Here is a 14118-nt window from a genome sequence, read left to right on the forward strand (position 1 = left end):
CCACCTCCGACAATTCCGGTTCGGCTTCCCCACCGGCCGGGTCATCGGGTCGCGAGCCGCAGCAGCGCCCAGAGCTGGGCCGCCTGGTCGTGCACGCCGCGCACGGTCACCGAGGTCAGGGACGCGCGGCCCCAGAGCCACAGGTAGATCTGCGCGGGCTTGGCCGTGACGACGTCGTCCGCGGCCTCGGCCTCCTCGGCCGAACAGCGCCAGGCTTCCGTGGTGACGGGTCCGGCCCGCGCGATCCAGCTGTGCGCGTCGGTGCGGATACCGACCGAGCCCGCCTTCGTGCCGGTCAGGCCGAGCATCGGCAGCTTCTGCCCGAACCACAGGGTGAGCACCTCGTCGATGCCGTCGATCGCGACGTCGTCGGGCACGCCGTGCGGCTCCGCGCCCGCCGCCTGCTCGACGTCCACCCGGTGGACGACCGTCTCGTGCAGCATCCGGCGGCGCCAGAACCCGTAGGTCCGGTCCGCCGGCCACCAGGTGTCGGCGCGGTCCTCCGGGTCGTGGGCGGCGAGCTCGTCGAGCAGTTCGGTCAGGCCCGTTTCCAGGAAGTCCCGCAGGCTCTGGCCCGGTTCGGGGTCGCGCGGCCAGTCGTCGGGGCTCCGGCCGTCGATCAGCCGGCGCCGGACCAGCCGGTAGAGGCTCCCGACGTGCCGGGCGACCTCGCCGAGCGACCAGCCGGGGCAGGCCGGCACCGGCGCTTCGGTCGGCGCCGCATGCACCGCTTCGGCCAGCAGCCTGCCTTCGATTCCCAACGCCGTGAGCAACCGCCCCTGGTCGACCGGGCCGTGCTCACGCGACATGGGCTTCCCCGGTGATCGGCAGGCCGTGCACGAGACGGCGGACGAGCTCGAGGAACGGAGTGGCGGCCCCCACCAGGCCGGCGGCCGACTCGGCGGTGACTTTCCCGGTGATCCCGGCCTGCGCGGCGGCACGCGTGGCCGAGTTGCTGGCGAAGAAGGCGGACCACTCCCGCAGTTCGGGGGCGACGGAGTCGAGCAGCACCCAGGTGCTGGCGGGACGAGCCCGCCCCCGGTGCGGCCGCCCCCGGGCAGCGAGCACGGCGGCGGCCCCCCGGAGGGCGGCGAGGTAGGCGCCGATGAAGCGTTCGGCGGGCCGGGTTTCCTGCGCGGCCTCGGCGAGCCCGCGCCGCGCCTGGGCGAGCAGCCCGGCAGCGGCCGGCGAAGCGGGAGGGCGCAGCGACATGGGCAGCGAGGACTGATCGGGGTCGGCCCCGGGCGGCCGCAGGGAGAGGGGCAGCCCGGGCGGATCATCGGCGCCGGCCGGGGTCGGGGCTTCGGGAACCGGCAGCTCGGAGTGGCCGGGCTCCGCCACCGACACGACGGGCGGCCGCGGCTGCCCGGACTCTGCCGGGGTGGCCGGCTCAGGCCGGTCGGAGTCCGCGCCGGTGGCCGCCGGCCGGGCGGCGAAAGTCGCCGCCTCCGACCGCCGAGACGGCTCCGAGGCCGACAGCTCGAGCTGCCCGGAATCCGCCACCGTGGACGGCTCAGCCCGGCCAGTGTCCACGCCGGTGGCCGCCGGCCGAGCCTGCTCCGGGATCGCCGGGGTCGGAGGCGGCAGCTCGAGCTGGCCGGAATCCGCCCCCACGGCCGCGGGCCGAGACTCCCCCGTACCCGCCACCGCCGAAGACGAAGACCGCGGCAAACCCGACGACCCCGCACCCGCCACGACGGCCGCCGGCTGGGCCTGCTCCGGGATCGCCGGGGCCGGAAGCGGCAGCTCGGACTGGCCGGAATCCGCCACGACGGCCGTCGGCCGAGACTCCCCCGAACCCGCCACCACCGAAGACGAAGACCGCGGCACACCCGGCAATCCGGCCCCCGAACCCGCAGCGACCGAAGACGAAGGCCGCAACTCGGCGTCGGCAGCGTCCGAAGCCTCCGAAGCCGAAGTACGCAGGATCGGCAGCTGAGGCTGCCGGGAGTCCGCCGCCGGAGCCGAAGTGCGCTGACGGGGCTCTGCCGGCGCCGACAAGCACTGGCGGGATCGCCCGCGGGGGGCTCCCGCCGGGGCCGGCTGCGGGCGCAGCGTCATGGGCAGCTCCGGCTGCCCGGGATCCGTGGGGGACACGACCTTGACGGACATGGCGACCCTCCTCCTGCGCGGGTGAGCCCGGTGGGGTCCGGGGCCGGGACGGCTCCGGGCACCTGGCCGGTGCGCACTCACCTGATGTCGAACGCCTGTTCGAACAATTTCCAGAGTAACCCCGCCCGTGGCGTCCGCTCAACCCCAGGGTGGAATCCCGCGGGACACCAGGTCGGTGCCGTGATCTCATAGGTTCATGAGTTCGCTGGAGCACCCCGCCGTCGCCAAGGTGGCGGCCGCGCTGGCCGAAGCCGGGCAGCGCGCCGCCGCCGAGGGCATCCGTGTCCTGCCCGCCGAGGTCCGGACCGCCGCTCAGGCGGCCGAAGCGCTCGGCGTGCCCGTCGGGGCCATCGCCAACAGCCTCATCTTCCGCCTGGGGTCCGACAAAAAAGCGCTCCTCGCGCTGACGTCGGGCGCCCACCGCGCCGATCCGGCCACCCTGGAGCAGCTGGCCGGGGGCGAAATCGGCAAGGCCGACGCCGATTTCGTGCGGGCGCACACCGGGCAGCCGATCGGCGGCGTCGCCCCGGTCGGGCACCCCGAGCCGCTGCCCACCCTGGTCGACACCGCGCTGCGGGCCCACGACGTCGTCTGGGCCGCCGCCGGGCACCCGAAGGCCGTGTTCCCCACCACCTTCGCCGGGCTGGTGGCGTTGACCGGGGGCACCCCGGGCGCGCTCGCCGGCGCGGAGGAAGATGGGCAGCCGTGACCGCGATGCCCGCCGGCTGCTCTCGTTACGTCCAGCTCTCCTCGGACGAGTTCCGCGCCCGCCTGCCCGAAGCGCTCGACATCTACGTCCGGGCGATGCGGTACCCGGCCGGCACCGCCGAGCAGCGCGCGCCGATGTGGCTCACCCACGCGCTGCGCGAGGGCTGGCGCTGCATGGCCGCGCTCGACGCCGACGACGTCCTGCTCGGCGTGGCCTACGGCTACCGCGGCCGGGCCGGGCAGTGGTGGCACGAGCAGGTGCGCCACGGCCTGAGCCGCCGGGCCGGGGCCGCCGAGGCCGACCGCTGGCTTTCGGACTACTTCGAGCTGACCGAGATCCACGTCCGGCCGGAGAACCAGGGCCACCAGATCGGCGAAGACCTGCTGCGCAGCCTCCTGGACGGCGTCCCGAGCTCGAACGTCCTCCTGTCGACACCCGAGGGCACGAGCCGGGCGTGGAAGCTCTACCGCCGCACCGGCTTCGTCGACGTCCTGCGCGACTACCACTTCGCGGGCGACCCGCGGCCGTTCGCGATCCTCGGGCGGGCGCTGCCCCTCGACGCGCGCTGAGCCGAGGGGCAGCGGTTCCTCAGCGCGGCTCGGGCCGCCAGTAGCCGACGGCCAGCGCCGCGACCAGCACGGCGGCGCCGCACCACGCCGTGACACCCAGCCGTTCACCGAGCAGCGCGGCGGACAGCACCGCGGCCGTCAGCGGTTCGAGCACCGCCGACAGCGAGCCGAGCACGGGGTGCGCGTCGGCCAGGCCGCGCAAGTACGCGGCGTACGCGAGCGCGGTCGGGACAGCGCCGAGGTAGCAGACGATCGCGAGGACGTCCGCGTGCAGCGGGATCGCCATACCGGACCAGCTCGCGACCGGGACGAGCAGCAGGCCGCCGGTGAGGCAGCCGAACGCCGTCGTCGACAACGGCTCCAGGCCTTCGACGGGCTTCGCGGTGACCAGCGTGAGGGTCGCGAAGCCCGCCGCCGCGAGCAAGGCGCAGCCGAGGCCTCCGGACGAGAACGCTTCGCCCGGTGACCACTGGAGCAGCACCAGCCCGGCGAGGGTGCCCGCCACGGACACCGCCGTCCAGCGACGGAGTTTCCGGACCGACGCGAGGGTGACGAAAACGGGCGCGGCCCCGATCGTGGTCATGGTCGCAACGCTCACCGAGCTGAGCGCGACGGCGGCGAAGTAGCTCGCCTGGAACAGGGCGAACAGGCCGCCGACGGCGAGGATGCGCCGGGCGGCGGCGGGTGTGCGCGGGAAGGTGCCGCCGGTCAGGAGGACGACGAGGGTGGCGATCCCACCGCCGACGAGCAGCCGGTAGTCGGCGACGGCGAGCGGGTGGAGGCCGGCTCGCCGGCCGAGAAGCGAGCCGGCGAGGCCGCCGGTGCCCCAGAGGACGCCGGCGAGGACGAGCGCGGCCGATGACCGGGCGCGCGTGGGAAGGACGAGGGACATGAACGCTCCTGCGTCTGCGTCGAAGGAAAGGGAATTCGACGAACGCGGGGTGCGTGCGCACCACGAATCAGCCGCGGGCCTCGAAGGCCACGCGGCGAGGGAGCACCCCGCTCAGCCGCGGGGCGGTGGGGTCACGAAGAGGATTCGGCGCACGGGGCGAACCTACCGGCGCGGCTCGGGTGAGCGCGACGGGTTTTCCGCCGAGCCGGACCGGCGCGGAGTTCAGGATTTCCGTCCCCAGAAGGCGCGCACGACTTCGGCGAAGGCGCGCAGGCCTTCCGGCCCGCGTTTCTTCGCGATGTAGGCGCACACCGGCAACGCGGCGACGAAACACGCCGCGAGGCAAAGGACGACGTAGAGGGGGCGGCCACCCAGGAACCGAGACTCAACTTGACCTCACCGATCGCGCCGTCGGCCCCGGTACCGATGGTGGTGGTTGAAGTCGTCTTCGGTTGTGGTGCCTCGTGTCCTTCGGCGGCAGTCCGGGTCCGCCCGGTCGCCTTCGGCCGTCTGGACCCGCTTGGTGAACAAGCCGCGCACTGCGTGCGCTCCGGACCCTCCGCCGTGATTCTAACCGCCGACAGCGGAATCGAGAACGCCTCGGGCGCCGGCGAAACCGCCGGCGCCCGAGCCGCCGCTCAGTCCAGGCCGGCCAGCTGCTCCCGCAGCGTGTCCAGCCCCATCCCGCCCATCTTCAGCGCCTCCGTGTGGAAGTGCTTGATGTCGAACCCGGCGCCCGCGCGGGTCTGGGCGTCCGATCGGGCCGCCAGCCAGAGGCGCTCGCCGATCTTGTACGCCGGGGCCTGGCCGGGCCAGCCCAGGTACCGGTCGATCTCGTCGCGGATGTGGGCCTGGTCGGTGATCGTGCGGGTCAGCATGAACTCCAGTCCCAGCTCCGGCGTCCACCGCGAACCCTCGTGGAAGCCCGTGCCGGCCGGGATCACCAGCTCCAGGTGCATGCCCAGGTCCACCACCACGCGGGCCGCGCGGAACAGCTGCTCCGACAGCATCCCCAGCAGGTCGCCGTCGTCCGACAGGTAGCCCAGTTCCTCCATCAGGCGCTCCGCGTACAGGGCCCAGCCCTCCGCGTGGCCCGAGGTGAACGCCAGCAGCCGCTGGTACTTGTTCAGCCCGTCCGACTGGTCCACCGCCGTCGCGATCTGGAGGTGGTGGCCCGGTGCTCCCTCGTGGTACACCGTGCTCGTCTCGCGCCAGGTGCTGAACTCGTCGCGGCCCGCCGGCAGGGACCACCACATGCGGCCCGGGCGCGCGAAGTCCTCGCTCGGTCCCGTGTAGTACGCGCCCACTCCGCCGCCCGGCGGGGCGATCTTGCACTCGAGGGCCATCACGCGGTCGGAAATGTCGAAGTGCTTGCCGCGCAACGATTCCAGGGCGTCGTCGGACAGGCGCTGCATCCACGCCTCAAACTCCGCGCGGCCGCGGACGCGGTAGCGCGGGTCCGCGTCCAGCGCCGCCGCCGCCTCGGCCGGGGAAGCACCCGGCTTGATGCGGTTCGCCACCGCGCGCATTTCGGCCTCGATCCGGGCGAACTCCGCCCAGCCCCACTCGTAGGCCTCCCGCAGGTCCAGCGCCGCGCCGACGAAGTAGCGCGACCACAGGCGATAGACGTCCTCGCCGACGGCGTCCTTGACCGGGGCCTTCGGTGCCAGCTCGGCCCGCAGGAACCCGGCGAACTCCGCGAACGCCTCGTCCGCGGCCCGCGCGCGGTGCGCGAGATCGGCGCCGAGCGCCGAACCCGGCGAAGACGACACGAGCTCGGTGAAGAAGCTCTTCTCCTCCTTCAGGCCCGCCCACGTCTCGCACTGCTCCGCCACCTTCGCGACCTGCCGCAGCGCCGAGACGCGTCCCGCGTCGGCCGCCGAAAGCAGGCCGCTGCGGACGTTCGCGAGTGCGCGGGGGACCTCGGCGATCCGGGCCGAGACGACCGCCCAGTCCTGCTCGGTCTCCAGCGGCATCAGGTCGAACGCCATCCGCAGCTCCTGCACCGGGCTGGAGATGACGTTCAGGCTCGCCACGTCGAGGCCGGCCTCGTGGATCTCCAGCTCCAAGCCGAGGCGCTCGGTGAACACGGCCTTGGCGGCGCGCTCGGCGGCGTCGCGCGGCTCGGCGGCGGTGACGGCGGCGTGCGCCCGCGCGGCCAGGCCGGCACGCTCGGCGAAGCCGTCCGCCGAGTAGTCGGTCAGGCGGTGGTCGTGGCCGGCGACGCCGTGGACGGTCGCCGCGACCGGATCCGCGGCCACGTAGTCGTCGACGTAGCGGTCACAGATTTCGTGCACGCCTTCGGAAGCAGTAGACATGCGCCGCACGCTACCGGGCCACGTGGACCCAGTGGTACGTACTTAAGCACGGGCCGGGACGAGGCCCAGCCGCGCGATCACCTCGCGCGTCGCCTTGGAGCGGTTGAACGTGTAGAAGTGCAGGTTCGGCACGCCCTCGGCGATCAGCTTCTCGCACAGTTCCGTGGTCACGTCGATGCCCGCCGCGCGGAACGCCTTGGGGTCGTCGGCCAGCGGTTCGAGCCGGTCCAGGAGCTTCCGGGGCGCCGGCGCGCCGGACAGCTTGATCGTCGTCTGCAACGTCCGCATCGTCGTCAGCGGCATGACGCCGGGCAGCACCGGCACGTCGCAGCCGGTCGCGGCGACCCGGTCGCGCAGCCGCAGGAAGTCCTCGGCGTCGTGGAACAGCTGGGCGATCGCGAAGTCGGCGCCGGCGCGCAGCTTGCGGACCAGGTACTTCGTGTCGGTCTCCAGTTCGGGCGAGCGCGGGTGGCCGTAGGTGTAGGCCGACACGCCGATGCAGAAGTCACCCAGCTCACGGACGAGCTGGACCAGCTCTTCGGCGTACTGCAGGCCCTCCGGGTGCGGGATCCAGTCGCCGTAGACGTCGCCCGGCGGGTCGCCGCGCAGGGCGAGGATGTTGCGGACGCCGACCGAGGCGTACCAGCCGATCACGTTGCGCAGCTCGGCGACGGAGTGGTTGACCGCGGTCAGGTGCGCCATCGGCACCAGCGTGGTCTCGGTCGCGACGCGGGCAATGCTGCGGATCGTGCCGTCGCGGCTGGAGCCGCCGGCCCCGTAGGTGATCGACATGTAGGCCGGGTCGTAGGGCTCGAGCTCCCGGATCGCCTTCCAGAGGACGGCCTCGTCCGCCGTGTCCCGGGGTGGGAAGAACTCGATGGAGAACTTCGGCCCGTCTCCGCGCAACCGCTCGATCACCGACGTCATGTCTCGAATGTTAAGGGTCCCGGCTCTAGACTCGATAGCAGGAGTGAGCGATGAGGGACGACGACGCGAGCTGGGACGAAGACGTCCGCCTGGCCGTTTACCACGCCTTCGCCGACCGCGGCCGCGCACCGACCGGGCCGGAGCTGGCCGACGCCGCGGGCGGGTCGCTCGCCGTCGCCAAGCAGGCGCTGCACCGCCTCGCCGGCGCCCACCACCTGGTGCTCGACGAGTGCGAGCACGTCGTGCTGGCCCATCCCTTCGCGGCGAAGTCGCTCGGGTTCTCCGTGATGGGTTCGCACACGCTGTGGTGGGGCGGCTGCGCGTGGGACTCGTTCGCCATCCCGCACCTGGTCGAGGCCGAGCCCGAGGTGCTCGTCGCGACCCGCTGCCCCGGCTGCGCCCAGCCGCACGCCCTGGTCGTGAACCGCGCGGAACCGCCGGAGGGCGCCCAGGTGGCGCACTTCCTGGTGCCCGCCTCGCGGATGTGGGACGACGTGCTGCACACCTGCGGCACCCAGCGGCTGTTCTGCTGCGAGTCCTGTGTGGACGCCTGGCTCGCGGCGACCGGGCAGGCCAAGGGGTACGTCATGGACCTCGTCACGCTCTGGCGGCTCGCGCGCGGCTGGTACGCGGGCCGGCTGGAGCGCGGCTACCGGCGGCGTGAGCCGCACGACGCCGTCGCCTACTTCGCCGAAGCGGGCCTCACCGGTCCGTTCTGGGCCGCCACGGCCGGAGTCTGATTCGCCACATCCGGGTGCCCCGCGCGCCCGCGCGCCCGCGGGTTCGGCGAGGATGGCGGGATGAACGCGCCCGTCGCCGACACCGACCTACCCGTTCACGTCGAGCGCGCGCTGGCCGGGTTCCTCGATCGGGCGGGCACCGCGATCCTCGGGACCGAGCCCACCGTGGCGGCCGGGATCGACGCGCTGCGCGGGTTCGTGCTGGGCGGTGGCAAGCGCTTGCGCCCGACGTTCGCCTGGTGGGGCTGGCGCGGCGCGGGCGGCGACCCGGCCGGCCCGGACGCCGAAGGCGTGCTGCAGGCGGTGGCCAGCCTCGAGCTGATCCAGGCGTGCGCGCTCATCCACGACGACCTCATCGACTCCTCCGACTCCCGCCGCGGCAACCCGACCGTGCACATCGCGGGCGCGAAGCTGCACGCCGACCGCGGCTGGCTCGGCTCCCCCGCCACGTTCGGCCTGGCCACCGCGGTGCTCGTCGGCGACCTGGCGCTGGCCTGGGCGGACGACATGTTCGCCGACGCGGCCCTGCCCGCCGCGACCCTGGCCGCGGCCCGCCCGGCCTGGCGCGCGATGCGCACCGAGGTGCTCGCCGGGCAGTACCTCGACGTCCGCACGCAGGCGACCGGGGACGCCTCCGTCGAGGCCGCGCTCAAGATCGACCGGCTCAAGACCGCCGCCTACACCGTGCAGCGGCCGCTGCACCTGGGCGCCGCGCTCGGCGGGGCGTCCGACGAGCTGATCGCCACGCTGCTGGAGTTCGGCGGCGAGGTCGGCGTGGCGTTCCAGCTGCGTGACGACCTGCTGGGCGTCTTCGGCGACCCGTCGGTCACCGGCAAGCCCGCCGGCGACGACCTGCGCGAGGGCAAGCGCACCCTGCTCGCCGCCCTCGGCCTGCAGCTCGCCGCGGAGAAGGGCGAGCAGGCCGCGGCCACGGTCATCGCGGACGCGATCGGCGACACGGACCTGTCCGACGAGGGCGTCGAGACCGTCCGGATGGCGTTGCAGCAGGTCGGCGCGGTCGACGCGGTCGAGCGCCGGATCGACGAGCTGACGACGGCGGCGATGGCCGCCCTCGACCGCGCGCACCTGGCCGAGCCGGCTCCCGCCGCGCTGACCGGGCTGGTCGTCAAGGCCACCCAGCGGACCTACTGACGTGCGGACGATCGACGGTCCGGCCGACCACGTCGTCGTCATCGGGGCCGGGCTGGCCGGCCTTTCGGCGACCCTGCACCTGCTCGGCGCGGGACGGCGGGTCACCCTGCTGGAACAGGCGGACGTCCCGGGCGGGCGGGCCGGGCAGCGGAGCTTCGACGGCAACGCCGTGGACACCGGCGCGAGCGTGCTCACCATGCCGGAGCTCCTCGAAGAGGCGTTCGCCGCGGTCGGCGAGCCGCTGGCCAAGAACCTGCGCCTGACCCGGCTCGACCCGGCGTACCGGGCGCGGTTCGCCGACGGCAGCTCGCTGGCGCTGCGCACGGACGGCGACGCGATGGAGGCCGAAATCCGCGCCTTCGCCGGCGCCCGCGAAGCGGCGGGCTACCGGGCGCTGCGCCGCTGGCTGACCGAGCTGTACGCCGTGCAGAAGGACCACTTCCTGGCGGCGAACTTCGACTCGCCGCTCGCCCTGGCCCGCCCCGAGCTGGCGAAGCTCGGCACGCTGGGCGGGTTCGGCAGGCTCGGCCCCCGCGTCGCCCGCTACCTGCGGGACGAGCGGGTCCGGCGGCTGTTCACCTTCCAGGCGCTCTACGCGGGCCTCGACCCGGCCCGCGCGATCGGCGCGTACGGCGTCATCTCCTACATGGACACCGTCGGCGGCGTCTACTACCCCGAAGGCGGGATGGGCGAGATCGGCCGCGCGATGACCGGGGCGGCCACGCGGGCCGGCGCGGACGTGCGGTTCGGCACCGAAGCCGCGTGGCTCGAACGGGTGAATTCGCGGGTGCGCGCGGTCCGGACGCGCTCGGGCGAGCGGATCGCCTGCGACGCCGTGGTGCTGGCCACCGAGCTGGGCACGGCCTACCGGCTGCTCGGCGCGCGGCCCCGCCGCCCGCTGCCGCTGCGCTACTCGCCGTCGGCCGTGGTGCTGCACGGGCGGACGAGCGAAAAGTGGGACCTCGGCCACCACACGATCTTCTTCGGCGGCGCCTGGGAGCGGACGTTCGCCGAGATCATCCGCGAGGGCAAGCTGATGAGCGACCCGTCGCTGCTGGTCACCCGGCCGACGGCGACCGACCCGGGGCTGGCCGGGCGCGGCGGCGAGATCGTCTCGGTGCTCGCGCCCGCGCCGAACCTGCGCCGCGGCCCGATCGACTGGGACCGCGTCCGCGGGCCGTACCGCGAAGAGCTGCTTCGCACGCTGGAGGCCCGCGGGCTGACCGGTTTCGGCGGCGAGTTCACCATCGACGAGACGATCACCCCGGCGGACTGGGCGGCGCGCGGCCTCATGGCCGGGACGCCGTTCTCGCTGGCGCACACCTTCGGCCAGACGGGGCCGTTCCGGCCGGCGAACCTGGTCCGCGCGGCCGGGAACGTCGTGCTGGCCGGCTGCGGCACCACCCCGGGCGTCGGCATCCCGCCGGTGCTCATCTCCGGACGACTGGCGGCGGAAAGGATCACCGGCCGGTGAACGAACTCGACGCGGCGGGCATCACCGAACCGGCCCTGCGCGCCGCCTACACCGAGTGCCGCCGCATCAACGCCCACTACGGCCGCACGTTCTTCCTCGCGACGCGGCTGCTGCCGGCCCGGGCCCGGCCCGCCGCGCACACGCTCTACGGGTTCGCGCGGATGGCCGACGAACTGGTCGACAACCCGGCGCCGGGCACCGACCCGGCGGCTTCCCTCGACCGGGTCGGCGACATGGTCGACGTCGTCTTCGCGGGCGGGACCCCGGCCGACCCGGTGCTCGTGGCGTTGTCCGACACCGTGCGGCGCTACGACCTCTCGCGAGAGTTGTTCGACGCGTTCCTGAAGTCGATGCGGATGGACCTCTCGCCGGTCGAGTACGCGACCTTCGCCGAGCTGGGCGACTACATGTACGGCTCGGCCGCGGTGATCGGGCTGCAGATGCTGCCGGTGTTCGGCACGGTCGGCCCGCTCGCCGACGCGGAGCCGGGCGCGATCGCGCTGGGCGAGGCGTTCCAGCTGACGAACTTCCTGCGCGACGTCGGCGAGGACCTCGACCGGGGACGGCTCTACCTGCCGCTGGCCGAGCTGGCCGCGTTCGGCGTTTCGCGTGAACTGCTCGAGGCGCGGCGACCCGATCCGCGGATCCGGGCGGCGATGGCGTACTTCGTCGCGCGGACCCGGGCGGTGTACCGGCGGGCCGAAGCGGGCGTGGCGTTGCTGCGTCCCGAATCGCGGCCGTGCGTGCGGACGGCGTTGACGCTGTACCAGGCCATCCTCGACGAGATCGTCGCGCTGGACTACGACATCTTGACGCGGCGGGCGGTGGTGCCGAAGTCGCGGAGACTGGTGGTGGCGCTGCCCCGGTTGGCCACGGTCTGGGCGCGCGAAACGGCCGGGCGCGGTCGTAGGCTGCGATCATGACCGAACGACGCATCCGGATCGGCTTGCAGCTCCAGCCGCAGCACGCCGACTACGACAGCATCCGGCGCACCGCGTCGGCCGCCGAAGAACTCGGCGCCGACATCGTTTTCAACTGGGACCACTTCTACCCGCTCTACGGTGACCCCGAAGGCATGCACTTCGAGTGCTGGACGATGCTCGGCGCGTGGGCGGAGTCGACGTCCCGGGTGGAGATCGGCGCGCTCGTCACCTGCAACAGCTACCGCAACCCGGAACTGCTCGCCGACATGGCCCGCACGGTCGACCACATCTCCGGCGGGCGGCTCATCCTCGGCATCGGCTCCGGCTGGTTCGAGAAGGACTACGACGAGTACGGCTACGAGTTCGGCACCGCCGGCGGCCGGCTCGACGACCTCGCGGAGTCCCTGCCCCGGATCGAAAGCAGGCTCGGCAAGCTGAACCCGGCGCCGACCCGCAAGATCCCGGTGCTGATCGGCGGCGGCGGCGAAAAAAAGACCCTCAAGCTGGTGGCCAGGCACGGCGACATCTGGCACGGCTTCGGCGACCCGGAGGTCGTCGCCCGCAAGGTCAAGATCCTGGACCAGCACTGCGCGGACGTCGGCCGCGACCCGGCCGAGATCGAACGTTCCTGCGGCGTGCAGGGCGAGCCGGACGAGCTGGGCCCGAAGCTGCTGGAGCTGGGTGTCACGACGTTCACCGTCGGCGTGGGCGGCCCGGACTACGACCTGGGCGCCCTCGAGAAGTGGATCGCCTGGCGCGACAAGACCCAGGGCTGAGTTTTCACGATCGCGCCCGGTGCGCGGCGACGCGTTCGCGCGTCGCGCACCGGGGCGAGCAGTACCGCCGCGGGCTGCCGCCGCCCGTGTGGGCGAACGGCTTGCCGCACGAGGGTGACGCGCACAGCCCGCCCGGGACGTCCTGGCGCTCCGCCAGCAGCGCCGCCAGCCCCAGCGCGGACGACGTCACCAGCCACGCGCCCCACGGCCCGTCGTCGGCCGCGTCCGCGTGCAGGTGCCAGCCGTAGCCGTCTTCGTGGTCGGACAAGCGCGGCGGGCCCGCGTACGCCGCGAACAACGCGTTGAGCACCGAAGCCGCCGAAGCGACATCGCGCGCCGCGAAGACTTCGCGCAGCTCCAGCGCCGCCGCCCGTAGTTCCGCGACGTCTTCCGGCGACAGCGCCGGCTCAGGTTCGCCGTGTTCGCGCAGGACCCGGGCGACCGCGGCCGGGTCGGGGGCCGGGGCGAGCACCACGATCAGCAGGTCCACCGCGCGCTGCACGGAATCCCGGTGCGGAAAGGCCATGCCTCATTGTAACGTCTTGCCAGTGATAAGACGTTACCTCCTCGGTGCCACGCTCGCCCGGACCGGTGACGAGCTCTCCGGGCCCGCGCTGCTGCTGCTCGGGATGACCGCGGGCCCGCACGCCGGCGCGGCGCTGCTCGCCGGGCTGACCGCGGCCGCCGCCGTGGGCGGACCGGTGTTCGGCACCCTGCTGGACCGCAGCGCGACCCCGGGGCGGCTGCTCGCCGTCGCACTCGGTGGCTACGCGGGCGGGATCGCGCTGGTCACCGCCGTGTTCGGCCGCCTGCCGCTGGAATGCGTCGTCGCAGTCGCGGTCGTGACCGGCCTGCTCAACCCGGCCATCGCCGGCGGCTGGACCGCGCAGCTGCCCGCGGTCGCCGGGCCCGCCCTGCCGAAGGCCGGCCGCCTCGACGCCATGACGTTCACCGCCGCCGCGCTCGCCGGGCCCGGCCTGGCCGGGCTCCTCGGCGGGCCGGCCGGGCTCGTGGTCGCGGTCGGCCTGGTCGCCGCGGCGATCCCGGTGGCGTGGTCGCTGCCGAAGCGGTCACCCGGGAACGCCCGCCTCAAGGACGGCTTCAGGGTTCTGGTCCGCAACGCACCGCTGCGGCGGGCGACCGCCGCCTCGGCGATTTCCTGCGCCGGAATCGGCATGGTCACCGTGTGTTACCCGCTGCTGGGCGCGGCGCACCTGCGCGGCCCGGCGGACGGCGCACTGCTGCTGACGGTCCTGGCCGTGGCGTCCCTGCTGGCCAACGCGATCCTCGCGAAGAAACCGCTGCCGTGGGCACCCGACCGGATCGTCCGGCTGAGCACGCTCCTCCTGGCGGTGAGCTGCCTCGTCGCCGCGAGCGGGCACGGCGTCGTCGTCGCGGCCGTGCTGGCCGGATTCGCCGAAGGTCCGCAGCTCACGGCGTTGTTCGCGATCCGCCACCGCGAAGCACCGGAGCACGTCCGCGCGCAGGTGTTCACGACCGCGGCGAGCGTGAAGATCACCGGGCTG

At 73.8% G+C, this 14118-nt stretch carries 14 protein-coding genes; 7 read left to right on the plus strand and 7 right to left on the minus strand.

All coding sequences use genetic code 11. The features are described from left to right. Positions 1-41: 41 nt before the first annotated feature. Together AB0M30_RS10235 and AB0M30_RS10240 are read right to left on the minus strand one after the other, a co-directional pair. A complete protein-coding gene (locus tag AB0M30_RS10235) occupies positions 42-809 on the minus strand; it encodes a maleylpyruvate isomerase family mycothiol-dependent enzyme (protein WP_364582216.1) in 768 nt (255 codons plus the stop codon). Next, positions 799-1212 (minus strand): SAV_6107 family HEPN domain-containing protein, encoded by a 414-nt coding sequence (locus AB0M30_RS10240; protein WP_353069492.1) that lies wholly within the window; start codon positions 1210-1212, stop codon positions 799-801. Before AB0M30_RS10240 ends, AB0M30_RS10235 begins: the two co-directional genes overlap by 11 nt. Before the next feature lie 1096 nt (positions 1213-2308). Here AB0M30_RS10240 and AB0M30_RS10245 point away from each other — a divergent pair. Next, positions 2309-2821, plus strand: coding sequence for a YbaK/EbsC family protein (locus tag AB0M30_RS10245; RefSeq protein ID WP_364582219.1), 513 nt, complete (start codon positions 2309-2311; stop codon positions 2819-2821). Continuing rightward, on the plus strand, positions 2818-3390 hold the full coding sequence (locus AB0M30_RS10250; protein WP_103339588.1) for a GNAT family N-acetyltransferase: 573 nt from the start codon (positions 2818-2820) through the stop codon (positions 3388-3390). Before AB0M30_RS10245 ends, AB0M30_RS10250 begins: the two co-directional genes overlap by 4 nt. A 19-nt stretch (positions 3391-3409) precedes the next feature. Here AB0M30_RS10250 and AB0M30_RS10255 read toward each other — a convergent pair whose 3' ends face one another. From AB0M30_RS10255 to metF, 3 genes are all read right to left on the minus strand, one after another. Beyond that, positions 3410-4282 (minus strand): EamA family transporter, encoded by an 873-nt coding sequence (locus tag AB0M30_RS10255; RefSeq protein ID WP_364582221.1) that lies wholly within the window; start codon positions 4280-4282, stop codon positions 3410-3412. 638 nt (positions 4283-4920) lie between these two features. Further along, entirely contained in the window at positions 4921-6600 is a 1680-nt protein-coding gene (locus AB0M30_RS10260) for a DUF885 domain-containing protein (RefSeq protein ID WP_364582224.1), read from the minus strand. A 42-nt stretch (positions 6601-6642) separates the two neighbouring features. Further along, entirely contained in the window at positions 6643-7527 is an 885-nt protein-coding gene (gene metF / locus AB0M30_RS10265; protein ID WP_364582227.1) for a methylenetetrahydrofolate reductase [NAD(P)H], read from the minus strand. A gap of 50 nt (positions 7528-7577) precedes the next feature. On the opposite strand from metF, the gene merB reads away from it, so the two are divergent. From merB to AB0M30_RS10290, 5 genes are read left to right on the plus strand one after another with little or no spacing between them, the layout of a single operon-like run. Continuing rightward, positions 7578-8267: an organomercurial lyase gene (gene merB, locus AB0M30_RS10270; RefSeq protein WP_364582229.1), complete on the plus strand. Its 690-nt coding sequence runs from the start codon at positions 7578-7580 to the stop codon at positions 8265-8267. 60 nt (positions 8268-8327) lie between these two features. Continuing rightward, positions 8328-9419 carry a polyprenyl synthetase family protein gene (locus AB0M30_RS10275; protein ID WP_364582232.1) on the plus strand — a complete coding sequence of 364 codons (1092 nt, stop codon included), beginning with the start codon at positions 8328-8330 and terminating at the stop codon, positions 9417-9419. 1 nt (position 9420) lies between these two features. Further along, entirely contained in the window at positions 9421-10893 is a 1473-nt protein-coding gene (gene crtI / locus AB0M30_RS10280; protein ID WP_364582235.1) for a phytoene desaturase family protein, read from the plus strand. After that, complete coding sequence (locus tag AB0M30_RS10285) at positions 10890-11816, plus strand: phytoene/squalene synthase family protein (protein WP_364582238.1); 927 nt, start codon at positions 10890-10892, stop codon at positions 11814-11816. The genes crtI and AB0M30_RS10285 overlap by 4 nt, the downstream gene beginning before the upstream one ends. Then, the gene (locus AB0M30_RS10290; protein WP_364582239.1) at positions 11813-12592 is read left to right on the plus strand and encodes an LLM class F420-dependent oxidoreductase; all 780 of its coding nucleotides are present in this window, start codon (positions 11813-11815) and stop codon (positions 12590-12592) included. Before AB0M30_RS10285 ends, AB0M30_RS10290 begins: the two co-directional genes overlap by 4 nt. Before the next feature lie 4 nt (positions 12593-12596). Here the strand turns inward: AB0M30_RS10290 and AB0M30_RS10295 are convergent, their stop codons facing one another. After that, on the minus strand, positions 12597-13118 hold the full coding sequence (locus AB0M30_RS10295) for a CGNR zinc finger domain-containing protein (RefSeq protein ID WP_364582241.1): 522 nt from the start codon (positions 13116-13118) through the stop codon (positions 12597-12599). Positions 13119-13358: 240 nt separating this feature from the next. Beyond that, complete coding sequence (locus tag AB0M30_RS10300) at positions 13359-13775, minus strand: hypothetical protein (RefSeq protein ID WP_364582244.1); 417 nt, start codon at positions 13773-13775, stop codon at positions 13359-13361. Between the last annotated feature and the right edge of the window lie 343 nt (positions 13776-14118).

The sequence above is a fragment of the Amycolatopsis sp. NPDC051716 genome (genome assembly GCF_040681595.1).
Taxonomy (GTDB): domain Bacteria; phylum Actinomycetota; class Actinomycetes; order Mycobacteriales; family Pseudonocardiaceae; genus Amycolatopsis.

Excerpts from the sequence above, each read along its gene's own strand:
- AB0M30_RS10235 (WP_364582216.1), bottom strand. The coding sequence starts at position 809 with ATGTCGCGTGAGCACGGCCCGGTCGACCAGGGGCGGTTGCTCACGGCG.
- AB0M30_RS10240 (WP_353069492.1), bottom strand. The coding sequence starts at position 1,212 with ATGTCGCTGCGCCCTCCCGCTTCGCCGGCCGCTGCCGGGCTGCTCGCC.
- AB0M30_RS10245 (WP_364582219.1), top strand. The coding sequence starts at position 2,309 with ATGAGTTCGCTGGAGCACCCCGCCGTCGCCAAGGTGGCGGCCGCGCTG.
- AB0M30_RS10255 (WP_364582221.1), bottom strand. The coding sequence starts at position 4,282 with ATGTCCCTCGTCCTTCCCACGCGCGCCCGGTCATCGGCCGCGCTCGTC.
- AB0M30_RS10260 (WP_364582224.1), bottom strand. The coding sequence starts at position 6,600 with ATGTCTACTGCTTCCGAAGGCGTGCACGAAATCTGTGACCGCTACGTC.
- metF (WP_364582227.1), bottom strand. The coding sequence starts at position 7,527 with ATGACGTCGGTGATCGAGCGGTTGCGCGGAGACGGGCCGAAGTTCTCC.
- merB (WP_364582229.1), top strand. The coding sequence starts at position 7,578 with ATGAGGGACGACGACGCGAGCTGGGACGAAGACGTCCGCCTGGCCGTT.
- AB0M30_RS10275 (WP_364582232.1), top strand. The coding sequence starts at position 8,328 with ATGAACGCGCCCGTCGCCGACACCGACCTACCCGTTCACGTCGAGCGC.
- AB0M30_RS10290 (WP_364582239.1), top strand. The coding sequence starts at position 11,813 with ATGACCGAACGACGCATCCGGATCGGCTTGCAGCTCCAGCCGCAGCAC.
- AB0M30_RS10295 (WP_364582241.1), bottom strand. The coding sequence starts at position 13,118 with ATGGCCTTTCCGCACCGGGATTCCGTGCAGCGCGCGGTGGACCTGCTG.